Source organism: Kitasatospora sp. NPDC052868, from assembly GCF_044547105.1.
Taxonomy (GTDB): Bacteria; Actinomycetota; Actinomycetes; order Streptomycetales; family Streptomycetaceae; genus Kitasatospora.
The window spans coordinates 186,471-206,792 of sequence record NZ_JBITZW010000011.1 but is presented as its reverse complement, the minus strand read 5'-3'; the positions used below and the strand labels follow the sequence as shown (position 1 = coordinate 206,792).

Annotated in this window: 21 protein-coding genes; 7 read left to right on the top strand and 14 right to left on the bottom strand. The window is 75.3% G+C overall.

The annotated features are described in order from the left end of the window. Nucleotides 1–30: 30 nt before the first annotated feature. The 4 genes from ACIGZJ_RS20785 to ACIGZJ_RS20770 form a co-directional block, all read right to left on the bottom strand. A complete protein-coding gene (locus ACIGZJ_RS20785; protein WP_396458575.1) occupies nt 31–1,149 on the bottom strand; it encodes a hypothetical protein in 1,119 nt (372 codons plus the stop codon). Between the two features lie 151 nt (nt 1,150–1,300). After that, nucleotides 1,301–2,338 (bottom strand): TolB family protein, encoded by a 1,038-nt coding sequence (locus ACIGZJ_RS20780; RefSeq protein WP_396458574.1) that lies wholly within the window; start codon nt 2,336–2,338, stop codon nt 1,301–1,303. Continuing rightward, nucleotides 2,335–3,633 (bottom strand): MFS transporter, encoded by a 1,299-nt coding sequence (locus ACIGZJ_RS20775; protein ID WP_396458573.1) that lies wholly within the window; start codon nt 3,631–3,633, stop codon nt 2,335–2,337. The genes ACIGZJ_RS20780 and ACIGZJ_RS20775 overlap by 4 nt, the downstream gene beginning before the upstream one ends. 5 nt (nt 3,634–3,638) lie before the next feature. Next, a complete protein-coding gene (locus ACIGZJ_RS20770) occupies nt 3,639–4,541 on the bottom strand; it encodes an alkaline phosphatase family protein (RefSeq protein WP_392936081.1) in 903 nt (300 codons plus the stop codon). A gap of 244 nt (nt 4,542–4,785) precedes the next feature. Between ACIGZJ_RS20770 and ACIGZJ_RS20765 the strand changes: the two genes are divergently transcribed. The 4 genes from ACIGZJ_RS20765 (at nt 4,786) to ACIGZJ_RS20750 (ending at nt 8,150) form a co-directional block, all read left to right on the top strand. Then, nucleotides 4,786–6,039, top strand: coding sequence for a cobalamin biosynthesis protein (locus ACIGZJ_RS20765; RefSeq protein ID WP_396458572.1), 1,254 nt, complete (start codon nt 4,786–4,788; stop codon nt 6,037–6,039). Next, nucleotides 6,036–7,112 carry an Rv2231c family pyridoxal phosphate-dependent protein CobC gene (gene cobC / locus ACIGZJ_RS20760; protein WP_396458571.1) on the top strand — a complete coding sequence of 359 codons (1,077 nt, stop codon included), beginning with the start codon at nt 6,036–6,038 and terminating at the stop codon, nt 7,110–7,112. Before ACIGZJ_RS20765 ends, cobC begins: the two co-directional genes overlap by 4 nt. A gap of 107 nt (nt 7,113–7,219) precedes the next feature. Continuing rightward, the gene (locus ACIGZJ_RS20755) at nt 7,220–7,870 is read left to right on the top strand and encodes a hypothetical protein (RefSeq protein ID WP_396458570.1); all 651 of its coding nucleotides are present in this window, start codon (nt 7,220–7,222) and stop codon (nt 7,868–7,870) included. A 94-nt stretch (nt 7,871–7,964) separates the two neighbouring features. Continuing rightward, entirely contained in the window at nt 7,965–8,150 is a 186-nt protein-coding gene (locus tag ACIGZJ_RS20750) for a hypothetical protein (protein WP_396458569.1), read from the top strand. On the opposite strand, the gene ACIGZJ_RS20745 is transcribed toward ACIGZJ_RS20750, so the two are convergent. From ACIGZJ_RS20745 to ACIGZJ_RS20730, 4 genes are all read right to left on the bottom strand, one after another. Further along, nucleotides 8,151–8,942: an MOSC domain-containing protein gene (locus tag ACIGZJ_RS20745; protein WP_396458568.1), complete on the bottom strand. Its 792-nt coding sequence runs from the start codon at nt 8,940–8,942 to the stop codon at nt 8,151–8,153. It abuts the gene before it with no gap. Between the two features lie 186 nt (nt 8,943–9,128). After that, nucleotides 9,129–10,367, bottom strand: coding sequence for a serine hydrolase domain-containing protein (locus ACIGZJ_RS20740; protein WP_396458567.1), 1,239 nt, complete (start codon nt 10,365–10,367; stop codon nt 9,129–9,131). 62 nt (nt 10,368–10,429) lie between these two features. Continuing rightward, on the bottom strand, nt 10,430–10,690 hold the full coding sequence (locus ACIGZJ_RS20735; RefSeq protein WP_396458566.1) for a hypothetical protein: 261 nt from the start codon (nt 10,688–10,690) through the stop codon (nt 10,430–10,432). A 4-nt stretch (nt 10,691–10,694) separates the two neighbouring features. Continuing rightward, a complete protein-coding gene (locus tag ACIGZJ_RS20730; protein ID WP_396458565.1) occupies nt 10,695–10,838 on the bottom strand; it encodes a hypothetical protein in 144 nt (47 codons plus the stop codon). A 174-nt stretch (nt 10,839–11,012) separates the two neighbouring features. On the opposite strand from ACIGZJ_RS20730, the gene ACIGZJ_RS20725 reads away from it, so the two are divergent. After that, nucleotides 11,013–11,876: a helix-turn-helix domain-containing protein gene (locus tag ACIGZJ_RS20725; RefSeq protein WP_396458564.1), complete on the top strand. Its 864-nt coding sequence runs from the start codon at nt 11,013–11,015 to the stop codon at nt 11,874–11,876. 202 nt (nt 11,877–12,078) lie between these two features. Continuing rightward, nucleotides 12,079–12,819, top strand: coding sequence for a DUF4232 domain-containing protein (locus ACIGZJ_RS20720; RefSeq protein ID WP_396458563.1), 741 nt, complete (start codon nt 12,079–12,081; stop codon nt 12,817–12,819). A gap of 52 nt (nt 12,820–12,871) precedes the next feature. Here ACIGZJ_RS20720 and ACIGZJ_RS20715 read toward each other — a convergent pair whose 3' ends face one another. The 6 genes from ACIGZJ_RS20715 to ACIGZJ_RS20690 all read right to left on the bottom strand — a co-directional run bounded on the left by ACIGZJ_RS20715 (nt 12,872) and on the right by ACIGZJ_RS20690 (nt 19,033). Further along, complete coding sequence (locus tag ACIGZJ_RS20715; protein WP_396458651.1) at nt 12,872–13,303, bottom strand: cupin domain-containing protein; 432 nt, start codon at nt 13,301–13,303, stop codon at nt 12,872–12,874. Further along, nucleotides 13,288–14,385 (bottom strand): LLM class flavin-dependent oxidoreductase, encoded by a 1,098-nt coding sequence (locus ACIGZJ_RS20710; protein ID WP_396458562.1) that lies wholly within the window; start codon nt 14,383–14,385, stop codon nt 13,288–13,290. Before ACIGZJ_RS20710 ends, ACIGZJ_RS20715 begins: the two co-directional genes overlap by 16 nt. A gap of 362 nt (nt 14,386–14,747) precedes the next feature. Further along, entirely contained in the window at nt 14,748–15,770 is a 1,023-nt protein-coding gene (glnII, locus tag ACIGZJ_RS20705; RefSeq protein ID WP_392936027.1) for a glutamine synthetase, read from the bottom strand. Nucleotides 15,771–15,956: 186 nt separating this feature from the next. Further along, nucleotides 15,957–16,973, bottom strand: coding sequence for an SCO1860 family LAETG-anchored protein (locus ACIGZJ_RS20700; RefSeq protein ID WP_396458561.1), 1,017 nt, complete (start codon nt 16,971–16,973; stop codon nt 15,957–15,959). Nucleotides 16,974–17,203: 230 nt separating this feature from the next. After that, nucleotides 17,204–17,881: a uracil-DNA glycosylase gene (locus ACIGZJ_RS20695; protein ID WP_396458560.1), complete on the bottom strand. Its 678-nt coding sequence runs from the start codon at nt 17,879–17,881 to the stop codon at nt 17,204–17,206. A gap of 60 nt (nt 17,882–17,941) precedes the next feature. After that, nucleotides 17,942–19,033 (bottom strand): amidohydrolase family protein, encoded by a 1,092-nt coding sequence (locus tag ACIGZJ_RS20690; protein WP_396458559.1) that lies wholly within the window; start codon nt 19,031–19,033, stop codon nt 17,942–17,944. Nucleotides 19,034–19,146: 113 nt separating this feature from the next. Between ACIGZJ_RS20690 and ACIGZJ_RS20685 the strand changes: the two genes are divergently transcribed. Next, nucleotides 19,147–20,241, top strand: coding sequence for a pyridoxal-phosphate-dependent aminotransferase family protein (locus tag ACIGZJ_RS20685; RefSeq protein ID WP_396458558.1), 1,095 nt, complete (start codon nt 19,147–19,149; stop codon nt 20,239–20,241). Nucleotides 20,242–20,322 lie beyond the last annotated feature (81 nt).

The following is a 20,322-nucleotide window of genomic DNA, read 5'->3' as shown; positions in this document are numbered from 1 at the left end:
ACCAGCTGCAGAGCGGCAGCGGAGCGGCGGTCAGCCGGAGGCGCGCACGTAGATGTCGGTGGCGCCGGTCAGGCCGCTGGAGGTGGTCGCGACGTAGATCCGGCGGCCGGCGGTCGGAGTGCGGATGACCGTCGGGCTCGGGGTGGCCGTCGGGCTCGGCGTGACGGTGGGGCTCGGCGCGGCCGTCGGTGCGGGCTCGGGCTCGGCCACCGCCGCGGCCGGTACGAGTACCGGGGCCTGGGCCTGGGCCTGGCCCTGGTCCTGGTCCTGGGGCGCGGACGCGGTGGGGATCGGGCTCGGCGCCTGCGCCGCCTCCTCGCCGCCCCCCTCCTCGTCCCCTTCGTCGTCCCCCTCCGCGGACTCCCCGGACTCCCCGGACCCCCCGGTCGGCCGCGCGGAGGCGGTACACGGGTCGGACGGCGAGGGCGAGGCCTCGGGCGACGAGGGTGACGAGGGTGACGAGGGCGACGGCTGCGGGTCCGACGGCACCGTCGCGGCCGGGCTGGCCATCGGGCCCGGCGTCGGTGCGGGCGGCTCCACGAGCGACGGCGACTGCGACTGCGACGGCGAGGCCGACGGCGCGGTCGACGCCCAGCGCGACTCCGCGGGCGAGGACGCCAGGGAGGGCGACGGAGACGGCGACGGCGTCCAGGCCGTCCCCACCTCCGGCAGCTCCGAGGCCTCGGCCGGCTCGTCCCCGCCGAGGGCCGCCGTCAGGTCGGTCGGCAGCGGGGCCAGCGGACCGGGCGCGGGCAGGTCGTAGGTGCGCAGGAAGTCGGCGACGTCGACCGGCCGCCCGCTGCCCAGCCGGTAGTGCAGATAGGCCACCGGCACGCCGTCCGGGGTGTGCGTGTACACCGCGCCGACCGGCACGTAGTACCGCCCCGCCCCCGGGTGCTGGGACGGGTGCAGACCCGCCAGCAGCTCGGCGCGGTCCCGGTCGGTCTCCGGCACCGGGCGCCCGAGCGTCAGCGCGTTGACGCCCCGGACCAGCAGCACGCCCATGAACGCCACACAGAGCACCAGGCCCACCGCGATCGAGCGCCGCAGCACCGGCCGGCCCTGCAGGGCCGGCCAGGAGTCACCCGGTGTCCGCTCCCCCGCCGGCCCGCCGCCCCCGCGTGCTCCGCCCGGCTCCCTCACCTTCACCGTCCCGCTCCCCCGTCAGTCGGCACGCCCCCGTGCCCTCGCTCTGCTCGACGTGGGCCTCTCCCCCGACCTTCCGGAGCCCACCGTGCGCCGTCCGTCCACGGTCGGCGCCACCCCCGCAGCCTCCCACACCCGACCCGGCGCGGACCGGTCAGCCCGGGAATGCCGGTGCCACGGCCGCCTCCAGCAGCCGCCGCGGCTCCCCGGTGCCGTCCGCCGGGACGGTCCAGAGGTCCGCCCCGAAGTCGCCCGGCAGCGCGTAGAGCAGGGTCGAGGAGTCGGCCCAGACCGCCTGGTCGTCGATGTTGCGCTGCTCGGCGGTGGGGGTCTCCGCCATGGTGGCGAGGTCGAGCACGTAGAGCCGCCAGGGGGCGTCCGGCGAGGCCCCGGCCACCCGCTTCTTGTAGGCGATCCGCGTCCCGTCCGGGGAGAGCGAGGGGCACTCGACGTTCTCGTGCAGGGTGGTGAGCGTACGGGCGGCGAGGTCGCCGCGGACCAGGTACGTCTTGCCGCCGGTCGCGACGGTGGCGTAGAAGGCGTTGTCGTCGGCGAAGGTCACGCCCCAGACGTTGACGTCGGGCGCCCGGTACGGCTTGCCGTCCACGGTCAGGTCGAAGGCCTCCAGGTTGTCCCGGAGGTTCCAGTCCCGGACGTCCACGATGGACGTCCGGGTGGAGAAGTCGGTGCCCGCGTAGGAGTCCCCGCTGACGAAGACCGTCCACGCCGCGAGGTGGCCGGACGGCGAGACCCGGGAGCGGGTCGGGATGCCGGCCGCCGGGAAGGACCGCAGCTCGTGCAGCCGGTCGTCGAGGACGACGGCCCGGTAGGTGTCCTGCAGCGCACCGCGCTCCGCCTGGAGGCAGACGCCCGTGCCGCCGGCCGTGTGGAAGCGCAGGCACTGCACGCCCGAGGCGGTCCGCGGGCCGTCCGGGTGGTCGGCGGGCACGGTGGCCAGCTCGTCCCGGTGCGGGCCCCAGGCCATGTTGCGGAACACCAGCCGGCGCCCGTCGGCGGAGGAGTCCAGCGAGACCGGGCCCTTGGTGACCACCGGGCCGCCCGGCTGCACCTGGTCCTTGCGGGCCGACTGGCCGGACGCGTACAGCACGGCGCCGGTGCCGACCGAGCCCAGCAGCAGGACGGCGACCAGCAGGATCACCACCCGGCCGCGCGTCTGGAGCGACTGGTTCACTGCGGACCCTCCCGGGACGGGCGAAGAACGAAGGACGCGCCGACGACGCAGCCGGCCAGGGCGGCGGCCGACCAGGCCAGGGCGGTGGTGCCGCCGACGGCGCTCCACAGCGCGCCGAAGGCCAGCGAGCAGGCGAACCGGGCGAGCGCCTGGCCCGTCCCGACCAGGGCGAGCCCGGCGCCGCGCTGCTCGTCGGGCACCGCGTCGGCCGCGGCGGCGGCGAGCACGCCGTCCGTCGCCGCGTAGAACGCGCCGTGCAGCACCAGCACGCAGACCACCGCCGGCAGACCGCCCAGCGGAGAGAGCAGCAGCCCGTAGGCCAGCAGCAGCAGCCCGTGCCCGGCCAGGAAGAGCCGGCGGCGGCCGATCCGGTCGGCGAGCGCGCCGAGCGGGACGGCGAGCAGCAGGAAGGCGGCGGCGGTGCCGAGCGGCAGCAGCGGGAAGAGGTGGGTGGCCAGGCCGAACCGGCGCTGGACCAGCAGGTAGAGGAAGGAGTCGCTGACGGTGGTCAGACCGAGCAGCACCGCGCAGAGCGCGAGCCGGCGCAGCGCCGGGCGCCGCAGCAGGGCGAGCCCGTCCCGCAGCGACGGGGCCGACCGCGGCGGCCCGTCGGCCCGCAGCCGGCTCGGCACGAACAGCAGCAGCACCAGGACGCCGAGCACCGCGACGCATGCGCTGACCGTGAACACCGCGTTGTAGCCGTGCCGTTCACCGTTGTCGGCGAGCATCGGCCCGCCCGCGAGGCGCAGCACCAGGAAGGCGGTGAGCGGTCCGAGCAGCGCGCCGGCCGTGTCCATCGCCCGGTGCACGCCGAACGCCCGCCCGCGGTGCTCGGGTTCGGTCGCCAGCGAGATCATCGCGTCCCTGGGCGCGGTGCGCAGTCCCTTGCCGGTGCGGTCGGCCGCGATCACGGCGCCGATCAGCGGCACGGTGTGGACGAGCAGCAGCAGCGGTTTGCAGAGCGCCGACAGCCCGTAGCCGACCGCCGCGACCGCCTTGTGCCGCGGCGCGCCGTCCGCGCCGCGCCGGTCGGCGAGGTGGCCGCCGGTGAGCCGGACCAGTGCGCTGAAGCCGTTCTGGATGCCGTCCAGCAGCCCGAAGCCGAGCGGGGACAGGCCGAGCCCGGTGAGCAGGTAGAGCGGCAGGACGGCGCTGACCATCTCGGAGGACACGTCGGTGATCAGGCTGACGGTGCCCAGCACCAGCACGGTGGCGGGGACGGCGGCCACCCGCCGCCCCGACTTCTCAGCCGGGGCGGCGGGGGCCTTGGAGCTGCGGGAGTCCGCGAGGTACACGGGCGTCAGTTCCAGATGCCGGTGATGGTGGCGGCGGTGGCGGCGTTGCCCGCGTGGCTGGTGAGACCCGCCAGGTCCTCCACGGTGCGCAGCACGTTGTAGTGGTTGTAGGTGGTGGCGGTGGTGCTGCCGGGCGTGACGTGCTCGCCGTACAGCACCGTCGGGATGCGGTTGCCGGAGAGCTTGTTGTCCTCGTCGAAGGTGACGACCAGGATGCTGTTGTGGGTCTTGGCCCAGGTCGCGTAGGCGCCGAGCTTGTTCTTCACCCAGGTGTCGCCGGTGCCGACCGAGCAGTCGTGCATGTCGTTGCAGAGGTCCGGCACCACGAAGGAGACCTTCGGCAGCGTGGTGTAGTCGGTGGGGAACTGGGTGAAGGTGAACGCGCTGCTGGTCGGCACGTTGCTGAAGCCGAACCAGGGGTTGTGCTTCTGCGCGTACTTGCCGCTGCTGCAGGTGGTCGAACCCTGGCTCGGCAGGCCCTCGTTGTAGCTGGCCCAGGTCTTGCCCGCGGCGATCAGCTCGGAGGCCAGGTTGGGCTTGTTGATCGAGCCGACCGGCACGCAGCTGTCGTCGGTGCGGCCCTGGGTGGCGCCGGAGAACAGCATGTAGTAGTTGGGCTCGCTCGGGTGGGTCAGCCCGTACGACTGGGTGAGGGTGGCGCCGCCGGCCTTGAGCGTGCCGTTGATGTACGGCGCGCTGGAGCTGCCGATGACCTGCGAGTAGGCGTGGTTCTCCAGGACCACCACGACCACGTGGTCGGGCGCCGGCAGGGCGGCGGCCTGTGCGGTGCTGCCGGTGGCGGCCCAGAGGCCGAGCGAGCCGGCCATCAGGCCGAGGCCGGCGGCGAGCGCGGTCAGCGGGCGGCGGGAGCCGGGCGCGGCGGCGGGGCGGAGTCGTGCGAAGGCCATGGGTGTCCTCCGTGCGTCGTGAAGCTGCGGATTCGGAGCGCCGCAAACAGTAGGAGGGCGGCGGTGGCGTGGACCGCGCCAGGCAAGTGAAGAACAGGCGAACAGCGGCCCTCCCGCCGTCGGTGCCGGGGTCGCCGGGCGGCGGCGGATGTCACAGCCGTCCCGATTGACCCGTCCGTCACCACCATGGTGGGATTTCCCGGCCGCCGCCTCCTGACCGTGCGGCTTTCGGAGGAAGGCGGCCGTGCTGGCGAGGGAGCGGAACGTGATCGGTCTGGTCGCCGTCGACGCGGCGGGCCGCACGCTCGCCGCGGAACTGCGGGCGGCGTGGCCGGGGGCTCTGCCGACGGCCCAGCCCACGGACCTGTCCACGGACCTGTCCACGGCCCAGCCGCCGGCCCTGCCCACGGCCCTGGACGGTCCCGGCGGCGGGAGCCCGCTGGAGGCCCTGGGCTCGGCCCTGGGCCGGTACCGCCGGGTGGTCTGCCTCGGGCCCGTCCCGGCCGTCGTGGGGCTGCTCTGTGCGGTCCCGCCCGACCTTCCGGAGCGGCCCGACGGCCTGCACGGGCGGCTCGAAAGGCGGCCCGACGGCCTGTACGGGCGGCCCGCCCTCGTCTGCGTGGCCCCGGAGCGGCGCCGGGCCGTCGCCCTGGCCGGGGACGCCGAGGAGGCCCGGGCGCTGGCCGCGGAGGTGTCGGCGGCCCTGGGCACCCGGCCCGTCGACACCGGGGAGCCGGCGCGCGGGTGGCTGCCACGGCTCACCGACCGGGCCGTCGCCGCCGGGGACGCGCCGGTGGTGCACCCGCGCACCCTGACCGTGGGGGTCGGCGCCGCGAGCGCGGCCGGGCCCGACGAGGTGCTCGACCTGGTCCTGGCGTCGCTGGCCGCCGCCGGCCTGGCCACCGCGTCCGTCGCACGGCTGGCCACCGTGGACGGCAAGGCCGACCACCCGGCGGTGCGCCGGGCCGCCGCCGTGCTGGACGTGCCGGTGGTCGGCCTCCCGGCCGCCTCCCTGGCGGCGGTGCGGGTGCCCAACCCCTCGGCCGGGGTCCGGGCCGCCGTCGGCACCGCGAGCGTCGCCGAGGCGGCGGCGCTGCTCGGCGCGCCCGGCGGCCGGCTCGTCGCGCCCAAGCGCAAGTCGGGGGCGGCGACGGCCGCGATCGCCCGCTCGGCGGCCCGCGGACGGCTGGCCGTGGTCGGCCTGCGCCTCGACGGGCCCGACCCGTTCACCGGGCGCGGTACGGCGGAGCTGCGGCGCGCGTCGCTGGTGGTCGGTGCACCCGGCGTACTCGAGCGGATCGTGCCCGTGCTGCGGCCGGCCGCCCGCCGGATCGCCGTGGCGGACCACCTCCACACCGCCGTCGCACTCGCCACCCGGGGACAGGCCGTCGTCCTCGCCGTCCCCGGGGACGGCTGCGCCCAGCCGGTGGAGCCCGGCCCCTACGACCTCCTCCACGTCCCCGGCCCGCCCCTCCCCCCACCAGGAGCTCCCTCGTGACCAGCGCCACCCCCCGGACCGAGCCCGACCTGCGCCACCACGGCGACGCGGAGGTGCGCTCCCCCGGCCTGGTCGACCTGGCCGTCAACGTCCGTACCGGCACGCCCCCGGCGTGGCTGCGCGAGCACCTCGCGGCCACCCTGGGCGAGCTCGCGGCCTACCCCGACCCGACCGCCGCCCGCGCGGCCGTCGCGGACCGGCACCGGCGGCCGGTGGCGGAGGTCCTGCTCACGGCGGGCGCGGCCGAGGCCTTCGTACTGCTCGCCCGCGTCCTGAGGCCTCGTCACATCGTGGTGGTCCACCCGCAGTTCACCGAGCCGGAGGCGGCCCTGCGGGACGCCGGGCACACCGTCCACCGGGTGCTGCTCTCCCCCGAGGACGGCTTCCGCCTGGCGGCCGTTCCGGAGGCGGCCGACCTGGTGGTCCTCGGCAACCCCACCAACCCGACCTCCGTCCTGCACCCGGCCGCCGCCGTCGCCGCCCTCGCCCGGCCCGGCCGGACCCTGGTGGTGGACGAGGCGTTCATGGACACCGTGCCCGGCGAGAGCGAGTCGCTGGCCGCCGTCCGGGACCTGCCGGGGCGGGTGGTCGTCCTGCGCAGCCTGACCAAGACCTGGGGCCTGGCGGGCCTGCGGATCGGCTACGTCCTCGGCCCGGCGCCGCTGATCTCCGAACTCGCCGCCGCCCAGCCGCTCTGGCCCGTCTCCACCCCGGCGCTCGCCGCGGCCGGGGCCTGCAGCACCCCGGCCGCCCTGGCCGAGGCCGAGGAGGCCGCCGCCGTCCTGGCCCGCCACCGCGCGCACCTGCTGAAGGGTCTCGCCGGCGTCCCCTCCGTCCGGGTGCACGGCGAGCCGGCCTCCTCCTTCGTCCTGATCGAGCTGCCCGGAGCAGCGACCGTCCGCGAGCACCTGCGCGAGCGCGGCTTCGCCGTCCGGCGGGGGGACACCTTCCCCGGGCTGGGGCCCGACTGGCTGCGCATCGCCGTCCGGGATCCCGCGACGACGGACCGCTTCCTGGCGGCGCTCGACGCGGTGCTGGGCGCGAGTCCGCGCACCTCCCGAGCCGACGCCTGAACCCCTGGGACAGGACCGGGACATTTCAAGCACCAGCCGGTGATCAAGCTCGACCTACCGTGGAGCAGACAGCGATCCACCCCGGACAGACGGAAGTTGGGACCTCCATGCGCTCGCGAATCGCCCTCGCCGCTCTTGCCGTCACCGCTCTCGCGGCCACCGCGACCGCCTGCGGGCCCGACAACGGCGACGCGCCGACGGCCGTGGGCGGCGCCCCGACGACCGCTGCCCCGGCTGCCGCGCCGAGCACCGCCGCGCCGACCACCGCTCCCCCGGCTGCCGCGCCGACCTCCACCGCACCTTCCAAGCCGGCGAAGCCGTCGACCCCCGCCCCGGGCGCGGGCGACAAGACCGGCCACGGCCAGGCCTGCGGCGCCAACGACCTCACCTTCAGCGCCAAGCTGGAGACCCAGGCCGGCGGCTACATCCAGATCTCCGCCAAGGCCAAGCCCGGCATCACCTGCGTCCTGTCCGGCGAGCACCCCGTCATCGCCTTCGGCTCGGGCGGCATCGAGGCCGCCAACGCCGAGCAGGCCGTTGGCGCGCCGATCACCCTCAGCGGCTCCACCGTCGTCTACGCGGGGATCAACCCGAAGAGCACCAACACCAACCAGGCCATCGAGTTCAAGGACGTCATCATCGGCATCGGCAACGGGGACCCGAACCCGGTGAGCATTCCCGTCGGCACCGTCAAGGTCGACAAGCCGGTCGTCACCAACTGGCACACCAGCGCCAAGGATGCCGTCCCCGGCGTCTGATCCTTGAGGATTGACGATCGGTCAAAAGCATTGTCCGGCTCGCCGCACTCGTCCGCCGAGGGGCGGACCGGTGAACCGACCGACGCCCCGCGAAGTGGCCGCCACTGTCCTCGCGCTCGCCGCAGGCATCGCGCTCGCCTGCGGTGCGGCCGCGCTGGTCGGCCCCGACCGGCGCGGCACCGCCGGCATCGCCTGGTGGACGACCCTTGCAGCCTCGTTCCGCCGGGGCCTCAGCTGCTCCGATACCGCCCTCGACCGGCGCCGGACACCGCCACAGTGATCAGCACAGCTCGACCACGTCCCCCACCCTCACCGCTCCCGGCTCCACCACCTGCGCGTACACCCCCGCGCAGGGCAGCGTCGGCATGCCCTCCAGCGGGACCAGCCGGTTCCACTCGGCGAGGGTGCGCAGGGCGGCGGTGTCGCGCGGCAGCGGCCCGTGGCGCAGGGTCGGCACTGCGCAGCGCGGCGTCGGCACGACCACCCGCACCCGAACCTCCGGACCGATGCCCAACTCCCGCCCCACCCAGGCGTTCTCGACGAAGCCCTCCGCCTCGGTACGGATCACCAGATTGGGGCGGTAGCGCTCGGCCTCGGCCGGCACGGCGTCCAGGGTGGAGGTGGTGAGCAGGTGCAGCGGCGCGAAGTCGAAGAACGTCCCCGCAGGGGCCGCCCGGCCGAGCCCGTTGACGGTGACGGCGACCTCCGCCTCAATGCCGCGGGCCAGCACCTCCTCCGGAACCGCCCGCTCCAGCAGCGCCCCGGGTGGCGGCTCGTCCACCAACCGGACGGCCCGGCCCAGCAGTTCGGAGAGCTCCCGCTCGCCGACCGCCCGCCCGTCGGGGCCGGTGACGGCGACCCCGTCCGCCGTCAGCACGGCGGTGAACCCGAGCATCCCGGCCCACAGCCGCGGGTTCTTGGCGCTCACCACCCGCCCGCCGGCCACGTCCACCAGCGCCCGGCCGCGGTCCCCGTCGATCCCGCGCTCCGACACCCCGGCCGACCGCAGCTCCTCCCCGAGCATCGACTTCACCGGGTAGCGCCGCAGCCGCTCGACCGTCCCGACCCTCATACCGCCCACTCCCCCGCAGTTGTGAAACCCCCGCCCCCGCCACCCGGGCCGGTCCGGCGGGGCCCGCTGCCGGTGCCCGCCCGTCGACCCGAAGTACGGGACTGTGCAAGCTACCTGACGTGACCGACGCCGGGCGCGGCGGCGCGGGTGCCGCGGTGCGGCACCCGCGTGCTCGGCCGGGGTCGCTCAGAACTGCAGCGGGTGGCCCGGGGCGAGCGCCTCGGAGATCCGGCTCGCGATGGTGTCGGCGGAGTTGACGTCCGGCGAGTCCGGGCCCTTGGTCACGGAGACCGCGATGGCCAGCCGGTCGCAGGGCAGATAGGCCTGGATGGCCGCGAAGCCGGTGAAGGAGGGGTTCTGGAGGACCCAGTCGTTCACCACGATCGCGGTGTACCCGAAGTGCTTCTCCTCGGTGTTCACCAGGCAGATCTCCGCCGGGCAGGTCTTGGTCGCACCGCCCAGGCCCACCGTGCCGGGGTTCAGCAGCTCCTGGTAGGAGTGCGGTGAGAGCAGCTCACCGGCACCGATGCCCACCGCCGACCGGGCCAGGTCGCAGATGTCGGTGGTGATGACGGCCCCGGGGACGGTGGTCCAGGACGGGTTCCAGAAGGTGGACTCCTCGTAGATGCCCCGATCGGAGGTGAAGGCGTGCAGGACGGGCGCCGGGATCTCGGGGGTGGTGCCGTCGAAGGTCTCGTGCAGGCCGAGCGGCCGGTAGATCCGCTCGTGGAGCAGGCGGTCCAGCGGGGTGCCGGTGATCTTCTCCAGGGCCTGGCCGAGCAGCACGAAGTTGGCGTGCGAGTAGCTCCAGTTGGTGCCCGGGTCGTACCAGCGCGGCCGGGCGAGCGCGATGTCCAGCACCTCCTGCGGCGTCCACTGCCGGAAGGGCGCCGCGTAGAGCGCGGCGAGGAAGTCCGGGTCGGTGACGTAGTCGGCGATCCCGGTGGTGGAGCTGCCCAGCATCCGCAGGGTGATCTCGTCGCCGTGCGGGAGGTCGGGCAGCCAGCGGGCGACCGGGTCGTCGAGGCTCACCACCCCCTCGTCGACGAGCTGGAGGAGGGCGGTGCCCATGAAGGCGATGCCCACCGAGCCGGCCCGGAAGTGCATGGCCGGCTCGGCCGGTACGCCGGTCATCGACTCGCCGAGTCCGGCGGTGACCAGCTCGTGGCCGTCCTGGGTGACGCGCAGGATCACCGACTTGAGATCCAGCTCCTGCTTGGCCTGCTCGGCGATCCTCAGCACCTCGGCGGCCGGGCCGCCGCCGGGTGGCGGCGAGGCGACGCAGGGCCGGTGCGGCGCGCCCTCGGGGGCGGCGGCCGCCTCCGGACCGGTGGCGGTCGCGGGGCCGGCGCCGGCCGTGACCTGGAAGCTCGCCGCGGTGAGCAGGGCGGCGCAGAGCGCGGTGGTGAGGCGGGTACGTGTCATGGCCGCAGTGTCCGGGCCCGGCGTCCCGGGCCGGGTCGACGCCGCCCCGACCCGCCCGGGGATCACCCGTAGTGCTCCACCCAGCGTCTCAGGGCCCTGTCGTACCGGGCGGCCGTACCGGGCAGGATCGCGGTGATCGGCAGCCACTCCTCCCCGGGCTCCGGCGCGAAGGGGCTCGGCGCCCAGGCGGCGAGGATCCGGCCGTCCTCCACCTCGGCCACCCAGCCGAGGAAGTCCCGCCCGTCGGCGAGCGAGAAGCCCACCTTCTCCGCACTGTCCAGGCAGTGGTCGAGGAACTCCCGAAGCGCTCGTGAATCCGACACCGCGTCAGCATAGCCCCGGCGTCAGCACCCCGGCCCGGCCCCGGCGCCCGGCCCGGCGCCCGACGGCGGCGCGGCTGCCCAGCCCTGGCGCACCCGGGTTGCGGCGGGCCTGGTTGCGTCCGGCGGCGCCGACCACGCTGGGGTCCATGAGCAACCCACCTCCTCCCCTGGCACCTTCCACGACCGCGTCGTCCCGATCACCGGTGGCACCAGCGGAATGGGCCTGACCTCCGGCCGCCGTCCCACCGCCCGTCTGCAGCCCCCCGCTGCCTGGCCCCGCCAGGGCCAGGCAGCGCCGCGCGCCACCGGCGACACTTCTTCCATGACCACCGCGACCAGCCTCGGCGACTTCCTCCGCTCGCGCCGCTCCGGCCTCCGGCCGCAGGACGTGGCCCTGCCGGACTACGGCGGCACCCGCCGGGTCGCCGGCCTGCGCCGCGAGGAACTCGCCCTGCTCGCCGGCGTCAGCGTCGACTACTACACACGGATGGAACAGGACCGCGTCCCCAACCCCTCCGGCGGGGTGCTCGACGCCCTCGCCCGCGCCCTGCGGCTGACCGCCGACGAGACCCGCCACCTGCACGACCTGGCCCGCCCGGCCCCGCGCCGCCCGCCGCTGGACCAGGCGCCCCGGCCCGAGCAGCCGGTGCGGCCGATGCTCCGGCGGCTGCTGGCCGAGCTGCGGGACGTCCCGGCCCTGGTGATGGGCCGCCGGATGGACGTCCTGGCCTGGAACCCGGCCGCCCGTGCCCTGCTCGGCGACTACGGCGCCATGGCCCCCGCCGAGCGCAACATCGCCCGGATCACCTTCCTCGACCCGGCCTCCCGCGACCTGTACGCGGACTGGGACTCCTGTGCCCGGGAGAACGTCGCCTACCTCCACCTGGAGGCCGGACGCCGCCCCGACGATCCCCGGCTCGCCTCCCTCATCGGCGAGCTGTCCATGCAGAGCGAGGACTTCCGCCGCTGGTGGGCCGAGCACCCCGTCCAGGACAAGACCGCGGGCGCCAAGCGCTTCCACCACCCGCTCGTCGGCACCCTCTCCCTCACCTACGACACCCTCCGCGCCGCCGACGACCCCGACCAGGCCCTGATCACCTACGACGCGGCCCCCGGAAGCCCCTCCCACGACGCCCTCCGGATGCTCCTCGCCTGGACCGCCGCCGGGGCCGAACCACGCGCCTGAGCCGTCCCACCCCCCGGCCCGTTCCGGTGAGCGTCCCGTTCCGGCGTTCCAGGCTCGCGCGTTTCCGCAGGTCAGAGGGGATGGAACGTCCCGGCGTCCCGGATTGGCCGCCGGGTCTGGCGGACGGGACGGCTCCCGGGCCATGGTCGTTGCAGATCGACCAGAGCATGCGTCACCGCAGCACAGACCCGGGGGAGTTCCCATGCGTACGTTCCACAGCCGCACCGCCGTCCTGACCGCGACGGGTACCGCCGTACTCGCCCTGGCCCTGACCGCCTGCGGTCCGGACCCGGTGCCCGCGAGCCCCAAGGCCGGCGACCCGAAGCCCGCCGGTGCGGCGGCGCCCGCCGCGCCGGTGGCACCCGCGGCCCCGTCGGCCGCACCCTCCGCACCCGATGCACCGGCCGCACCGGCTGCACCCGCCGCGCCGGCCGGGAAGGGCTCCGGCGCCGCCCAGCCCGCCACCGCCACCTCGAAGCCGCCGGTCGAGCCGGCCGCCGCGCCCTCGGCGGCTTCGGCGGCCGCGCCCCTGTGCGCCGTCAAGGACCTCGCCGTCAGCGCCGCCCGCCAGGACGGGCCGCCCTACACCCACATCGTCCTGACCGCGCGGAACACCTCCGGCCACAGCTGCCGGCTCAGCGAGTTCCCGCAGATCCGGTTCCTGGAGAGCCACCGGGAGAACGTGCCGGCCGTCGCCAAGAGCAAGCCGGGCAGCCCGGTCGTCCTCGCCGCCGGCGCCCCCGCCTACGCCCTGGTCCGGCTGTCCAACGGCGGGGTCCACGAGAACAACGAGCCCGTGTCCGCGTTCTCCGTCGGGCTGAGCGGCAGCGCCGGCCTGGCCACCGTCAAGGCCCCCGGCGAGGGCGGCATCGCCGTCGACCCGGCCGTCTGGGCCACCGGCTACTGGACGCCCGAGCTGCGCAACGGCGCCGACGAGTTCTAAGCCCCGGGAGTGGGAAGTCGGCCCCGCCGACCTCCCACTCCGCCAGTCCCCCCTACCCCGACCCGAGGCCGCCGGGCAGGTTGACCACGATCGCCTCCTGGCTCGACCGGGCGATCACCACCACGGCCTCCTCGTCCGGCCCGGGGTTCTCCTCGCGGTGGGGGACGAAGGGCGGGATGAAGACGTAGTCCCCCGGACCGGTGCGGATCCGCTCCTCCGTGCCGTCCTCGCCCAGGAACACGAACTCGGGGCGGCCGCTCAGCACGTAGATCGCCGTCTCCGAGTCGCCGTGGTGGTGGTCGGCCGAGGCCGTCTCGGGCGCGACGTGGGTCTGGCCCATCCAGAGCCGTTCGGCGCCGACCCGCCCGCCGCTGATCGCGGCGAAGCGGTGCATGCCGCCGGTCTGGGCGGTGTCCGCGTCCAGCGAGCCGGCCGGGACGTGGTGCAGTCGGGGGTGGAAGGCGTCGCTCACGGTCGGCTCCAGAGGTTGCGGGCGGCCAGCAGGGGAAGCACTCCCTCGCCGAACCAATATGCCTCTTCCAGGTGGGGGATCCCCGACAGCACGAACTCGTCGACGCCCAGCTCGTGGTACTCGGAGACCAGGTCGGCGACCTCCCGGTGGCTGCCCACCAGCGCCGTTCCGGCTCCACCGCGCAGCAGGCCGATGCCGGCCCAGAGCCCCGGGTGGACCTCCAGCCGCTCGGCGGAGCCCCCGTGCAGGGCGAGCATCCTGCGCTGGCCCACCGACTCGCTCTCGGCGAGGGCCCGCTGGGTCTCCCGGACGCGCTGCGGGTCCATCCCCGCGAGCAGCCGCTCGGTCTCCGCCCAGGCCTGGGCGGAGGTGTCCCGGGTGATCACGTGCAGCCGGATCCCGAACCGGACCACCCGGCCCTGGGCGGCGGCCAGGCCGCGGATCCAGGCGATCTTCTCCCGGACCAGCGCGGGCGGCTCCCCCCAGGTCAGGTACACGTCGGCGTACCGCGCCGCGACCTCGCCCGCCGCCGGGGAGGAGCCGCCGAAGTACACGGGCGGCACCGGATCGGGCAGCCGGTTCAGCCGCGCCCGCTCGACCCGCAGGTGCCCGCCGTCCCGGTCGACCGTCTCCCCGGCCCAAAGCCGCCGGGTGATGTCGAGGAACTCCCCGGTCCGGGCGTAGCGCGCGTCCTTGTCCAGGAAGTCCCCGTACGCCCGCTGCTCCGCCGACTCCCCGCCCGTCACCACGTTCAGCAGCAGCCGTCCACCGGACTGCCGCTGGTAGGTCGCCGCCATCTGCGCGGCCAGCGTCGGGCTGATCTGCCCCGGCCGGAAGGCGACCAGGTACTTCAGCCGCTCCGTCACCTGCGTCAGCATCGCCGTGGTCAGCCAGGCGTCCTCGCACCACGCGCCGGTCGGCGTCAGCACCCCCTCGAAGCCCAGCTGCTCGGCGCTGCGGGCGATCTGGCCGAGGTAGCCGATGCTCGGCGGCCGGTCCGACCCGGCCGTCCCGGGGGTGGAGCCGTGGCCGCCCCCGACGATCTGCCGGCTGTCGCCGTTGGTGGGGAGGAACCAGTGGAAGCCAAGGGACATGGACGTACGCTCCTGCGCCGGGGGTCGCCTGTGGGCCTGGTACCGAGCGGGAGCCCGGTGCGGGCTCAGCGGGGCTCGGTGGGACTCGGTGGGACTCAGGGGCGACAGGCGGCCGCGCACACGCGCACCAGGTCGACGTGCAGACGTCGGACCAGGGGGTGGCGGGCGGGGGCGTTCATGACGGTGATTATCCGACCACCGGAGCGGTCGGATCAAGGGCCGGACCGGACCAGGTCGGACCGGACCAGGCCGGACCGGACCAGGTCGGGCCGGATCGCAGGCACGGCGAAGCCCGCAGGCCCTCCCCGGTACGGGAAGGGCCTGCGGGCCTACGGAAGCGGTGAGCCGGGGAGCCGGAAGGCTCAGACCAGGCCGGCCTTCTCCAGGGCGGAGCAGCAGGTGTTGACCAGCAGACGGGTCACCACGTACGGGTCGACGTTCGCGTTCGGGCGACGGTCCTCGATGTAGCCCTTCTGCTCGACCTCGACCTGCCACGGGATGCGGACCGAGGCGCCGCGGTTGGAGACGCCGTAGCTGTAGACGTTCCACGGGGCGGTCTCGTGCTTGCCGGTCAGGCGCGACTCGATGTCGGCGCCGTACTGGGTGACGTGCTCCAGGACGATCTCCTGCGAGGCGCCGAGCGACTCGCAGGCGGTGATGATCGCGTCGTAGTTCTCGCGCATCGCCTTGGTGGAGAAGTTGGTGTGCGCGCCGGCACCGTTCCAGTCGCCGCGGGCGGGCTTGGCGTCGAGGGTGGCGTCGATGCCGAACTCCTCGGCGGTGCGGTAGAGCAGGTAACGGGCGACCCACATGTGGTCGGAGACCGTCAGCGCGTCGACCGGGCCGATCTGGAACTCCCACTGGCCGGGCATGACCTCGGCGTTGATGCCGCAGAGCGACAGGCCGGCCGCGAGGCAGCGGTCCATGTGCAGCTCGACGATCTCGCGACCGAAGACCTCCTCGGCGCCGACGCCGCAGTAGTAGCCGCCCTGCGGGGCCGGGAAGCCGCCCTCGGGGAAGCCGAGCGGGCGGGAGCCCTTGAAGAAGGTGTACTCCTGCTCGATGCCGAAGATCGACTCCTGAGCGGCGAACTGCTCGGCGATCGGGCGCAGCAGGGCGCGGGTGTTCGACTCGTGCGGGGTGCCGTCGATCTCGTTGACCTCGCACAGGACGAGGATGTTGTCGCCGCCGCGGATCGGGTCCGGGAAGGTGGCAACCGGCGCGAGCACGCGGTCCGAGGCGTGACCCTCGGCCTGGTTGGTGGAGGAACCGTCGAAGCCCCAGGTGGGGATCTTGTCCGCGTTGGCCAGGATCCGAGTCTTGGAACGGAGCTTGGCGGTCGGCTTGGTGCCGTCGATCCAGATGTACTCGGCCTTGATTGCCACGGCGGTGAACCTCGCAAACTGGGTGGTGGGTGCCCGCGTAGCGTCGCAAGCCGCCGTTTCCCGGTTGTTCCCCTCATGTAACGCGCAGGTGAACCAACCGTCCGCGTTGACACGGTCACGGTGCGGGAGTGCCGCGGGTGGCACTCCCGCACCGCGGGGTGGCGCGCCGCCGCCGGGCGCGTCCGGTCAGTGCCGGCGGGCGTGCGCGGCGCGGCGCCGCCGGGTGGCCAGCAGGGCGCAGCCGCCGGCCGCGAGCAGGGCGACCGCCCCGGCGGCGAGCGGACCGGTGGAGCCGCTGCTGCCGGTGGCGGCGAGGCTGCCCGTCGGGCTCGCGGTGGCGGCCTGCGGGACGGCCCGGCGGCCGGCCGGGGACGTCGCGTCGGCGACCGGCTGGACGGCGGCGGTGGTGGCGGGCGCGGGGGCGGAGGGCGCGGGGGCGACGGGGGCGCTCGACGAAGGCGCGGCGGTAGGTGTGGCGGGCGCGGTCGGCTTCTCGCAGCTCACCGAGGCCACGGTGATCCTCCCGCTCACCTTGGCCACGTTGAGGTTGAGCGGGTTCACCTCGACCTGGACCTCCAGGGCCGAGGCGGCGGCCGTGGCCGAGGTGGTGCTCTTCTTCGAGAACTCCACCGAGACGCTGCCGATCAGCGGCACGTCCACCTTGGTCGGCCCGTACAGGCCGAGGGTGACGGGCTTGCCGAGGACGGTCAGCCTGGCGGGCGCGACGACGTCGGCCGTCGGCGGCCCGTCGACCGGGCAGGTGACCTCCGAGCTGAGCGCCTCCAGGCCCAGCAGGGTGGTGGCCGGCAGGCCCGGGGCGTGCACGTCGGCGTTGACCAGCCGGACGGAGGCCGCGGTGCCCTTGGCGTCGGACCTGGTCACGGACGTGCCCACGTCGGCCTTGACCAGGGTGACCGGCCCCTTCTGGTCGACGCCGTCGACCGTGGCCGTGAGCATCGAACCGTCGCGCTGCGCCGGGGTCTCGACCTTGTTGAGCGAGACGTTCACCGGGACGTCCACCGTCTTGTTCAACAGGCTGACGTCCAGGTCGAGTTCGGCGGTGACGGCGCGCGCCTTGCCGGGGCTCGCCGCGGCGGGCGGCGACGCGGCCGGTCCGGTGGCGTACGCGGGCGGTACGGCGAGCAGGGCCGAGGCCACCACCACGGCGGCGACGGAGACGGAACGCGAAGAAGCAGAAGACATGGCGGTACCCCCACGGGTGGTGCTGCGGTGGAGCGCGCCTCCGACATCACCCGCGGGACGGGGTAAGGGGCCGGCGCTCCGAACGATGAGCCGCCAGTCTTCTCGAACAATCCGTCACATGAGTCACACAGAACGTCATTTCACTCATTCGAGTGAGCTTGACGCCGAACACTGACCGGCGGCCGGGGAAAGCCCGCCCGCAGCCCCGCCGAGGGCTCGGCCGGACAGGCCTACGGCAGCCGCCAGTCCACCGGCTGCGCGCCCTGCTGCGCCAGCAGCTCGTTGGCCCGGCTGAACGGCCGCGAGCCGAAGAAGCCCGAACTCGCCGAGTACGGGCTCGGATGCGCGGACTCGACGGCCGGCACCTCGCCCAGCAGCGGGCGCAGGTTGCGGGCGTCGCGCCCCCAGAGGATCGCCACCAGCGGGCCCCCGCGCGCCACCAGCGCCCGTATCGCCTGCTCGGTGACCTCCTCCCAGCCCTTGCCGCGGTGCGCGGCGGGCTTGCGCGGGGCGGTGGTCAGGGCCCGGTTGAGCAGCAGTACGCCCTGCTCCGTCCACGGGGTGAGGTCCCCGGTGGTCGGCTGCGGCAGGCCGAGGTCGCGCCCGTACTCGTCGAAGATGTTCACCAGGCTGGCCGGGATCGGCCGGACGTCCGGCGCCACCGAGAAGCTGAGCCCGACGGCGTGGCCGGGCGTCGGGTACGGGTCCTGTCCGACGATCAGCACCCGCACCGAGGCGAAGGGCTGCTGGAAGGCCCGCAGCACGTTCGGCCCGGAGGGCAGGTACGTCCGGCCGGCGGCCAGCTCGGCGCGCAGGAAGTCGCCCATGGCGGCGACCCGCCCGGCCACCGGCTCCAGGGCGGTGGCCCAGCCGGGTTCGACGATCTCGTTCAGGGGACGCGGTGCCATGGGCGCCACCCTATCGGCCTACCCCGACAGCCCGGCGCCCCCAGGCCCCGCCCTGGTCGGTCACCCGACCGGGCGCCCGCGCAGCACCACCAACCGCGGGTCCGCGAGCACCCGGACGTCGGCGCGCGGGTCCTGCGCGTACACCACGAAGTCCGCGGGGGCGCCCTCCTCCAGGCCCGGGCGGCCCAGCCACGCGCGCGCGCCCCAGCTCGCCGCCGAGAGCGCCTCGGCGGGGCTGAGCCCGGCCTTCACCAGCTCGGCCACCTCCTCGGCGACCAGGCCGTGGGCGAGCGAGCCGCCCGCGTCGGTGCCGACGAAGACCGGGATGCCCGCGTCGTGCGCCGCGCCCACCGTGTCGTAGCGGCGCTCGTGCAGCCGGCGCATGTGCGCGGACCAGGCCGGGAACCGGGCCTCGCCGCCGAGCGCCAGCGCGGGGAAGGTGGCGATGTTGACCAGCGTCGGCACGATCGCGACCCCGCGCTCGGCGAAGGCCGGGATCAGCTCCTCGGTGAGCCCGGTGGCGTGCTCGATGCAGTCGATGCCGGCCGCCAGCAGGTCCGGCAGCGACTCGGCGGCGAAGCAGTGCGCGGTGACCCGCGCCCCCTCCTCGTGCGCCGCGGCGATCGCCTCGGCGAGCGCGTCGCCGGGCCAGCAGGCGGCGAGGTCGCCGCGGTCCCGGTCGATCCAGTCGCCGACCAGCTTGACCCAGCCGTCGCCGCGCCGGGCCTCGGCGCGGACGTAGGCGGCGAGGTCGCCGGGCTCGATCTCGTGCGCGTAGTTGCGGATGTAGCGGCGGGTGCGGGCGATGTGCCGGCCGGCCCGGATGATCCGCGGCAGGTCCTCGCGGTCGTCGATCCAGCGGGTGTCGGCGGGCGATCCCGCGTCGCGGATCAGCAGGGTGCCGGCGTCGCGGTCGGTGAGCGCCTGCTTCTCGCTGGTCTCGGCGTCGACGGCGCCGTGCGCGTCCAGGCCGACGTGGCAGTGCGCGTCCACCAGGCCGGGCAGCACCCAGCCGGTGACGGTCCGCACGTCGTCCGCGGCCGGCGGCCGCGAGAAGCTCACCCGCCCGTCCACCACCCAGAGTTCGTCCCGGACGTCCTCCGGACCGACCAGGACCCGCCCCCGGACGTGCAGCACCGCGCCATCGCTCATGGCCGCACTCTACCGAGGCGGCCGTTCCCGGCGGGCGGCGGAAATGCGGCAGACTCGTCCCTGCCCGAACCGACCCACCGAACCGCCCCACCTGTGAAAGGCCGGCCGCCACCGTGAGCCCCTTCCTCGACCTGCCCCCGCTCAGCGCCGCCGACTTCGCGGCGATCGAGGACCGGGTCGCCGCGCTGCTGCACACCTCCGCCGACGTGATCATCACCCAGGGCGAGGCGCTGCTGCCGCTGGAGGCCGCGATCCGCGGCGCCGCGCACCCCGGCTCCACCGCGCTGAACATCGTCACCGGCCCGTACGGGCAGACCTTCGGCAACTGGCTGCGCGACTGCGGCGCCGAGGTGGTGGACCTGGCCGTCCCCTTCGACGGGGCGGTGAGCGCCAAGCAGGTCGCCGCGGCGCTGGAGGCGCACCCGGCGATCGACTTCGTCTCGCTGGTCCACGCCGAGGCCGCCACCGGCAACACCAACCCGGTGGCCGAGATCGCCGAGGTGGTCCGCGCGCACGGCGCACTGCTGATGCTGGACGCCGTCGCCTCGGTGGCCGCCGAGCCGCTGCTCACCGACGAGTGGGGCGTCGACCTGTGCGTCATCGGCGGCCAGAAGGCGATGGGCGGCCCGGCCGGCGTCTCGGCCGTCTCGGTCTCCGACCGCGCCTGGGAGCGGATCGCCGCCAACCCCGCCGCCCCGCGCCGCTCCTACCTCTCCCTGCTGGACTGGAAGGAGCGCTGGACGGACGCCGGCCGAACCGCACTCCCGCACGCGCCCGCCCAGTTGGAGATGCTGGCGCTGGGCGCCTGCCTGGACCGGATCGCCGCGGACGGCCTGCCCGCCGTGATCACCCGCCACCGCGCGGCCGCGGCCGCCACCCGCGCCGGGGTCCGCGCCCTGGGCACCCTCACCCCGTTCGTCCCCGAGGACGCCCACGCCGCGCCCGTCGCCACCACGGTGCGCACCCCGCCCGGCCTTGCGGCCACCGCGCTCGCCGCCGAGCTGCTCCGGCTGGACCCGGCCCTCCCCGTCCAGCCCGGCGGCGGCGCCCTGGCCGCCGGGATGCTCCGGGTCAACCACTACGGCCGGGCGGCCTCGCTGGAGACGGTGCTCGGCGTCCTGACCGCGCTGGCCACCGTCCTCACCACCGACCCGGCCGCGGCCCGCCGGGCGGCGGAGCAGGCCTGGGAGGCCGCCGTCCGGCACTGATGCCACGGTGTCGGGCCGCCCGGGGCTCCACCCGGGCGGCCCGATGTGCGGTGCCCGCGCACAGGTGCCCGACGCCCGCGC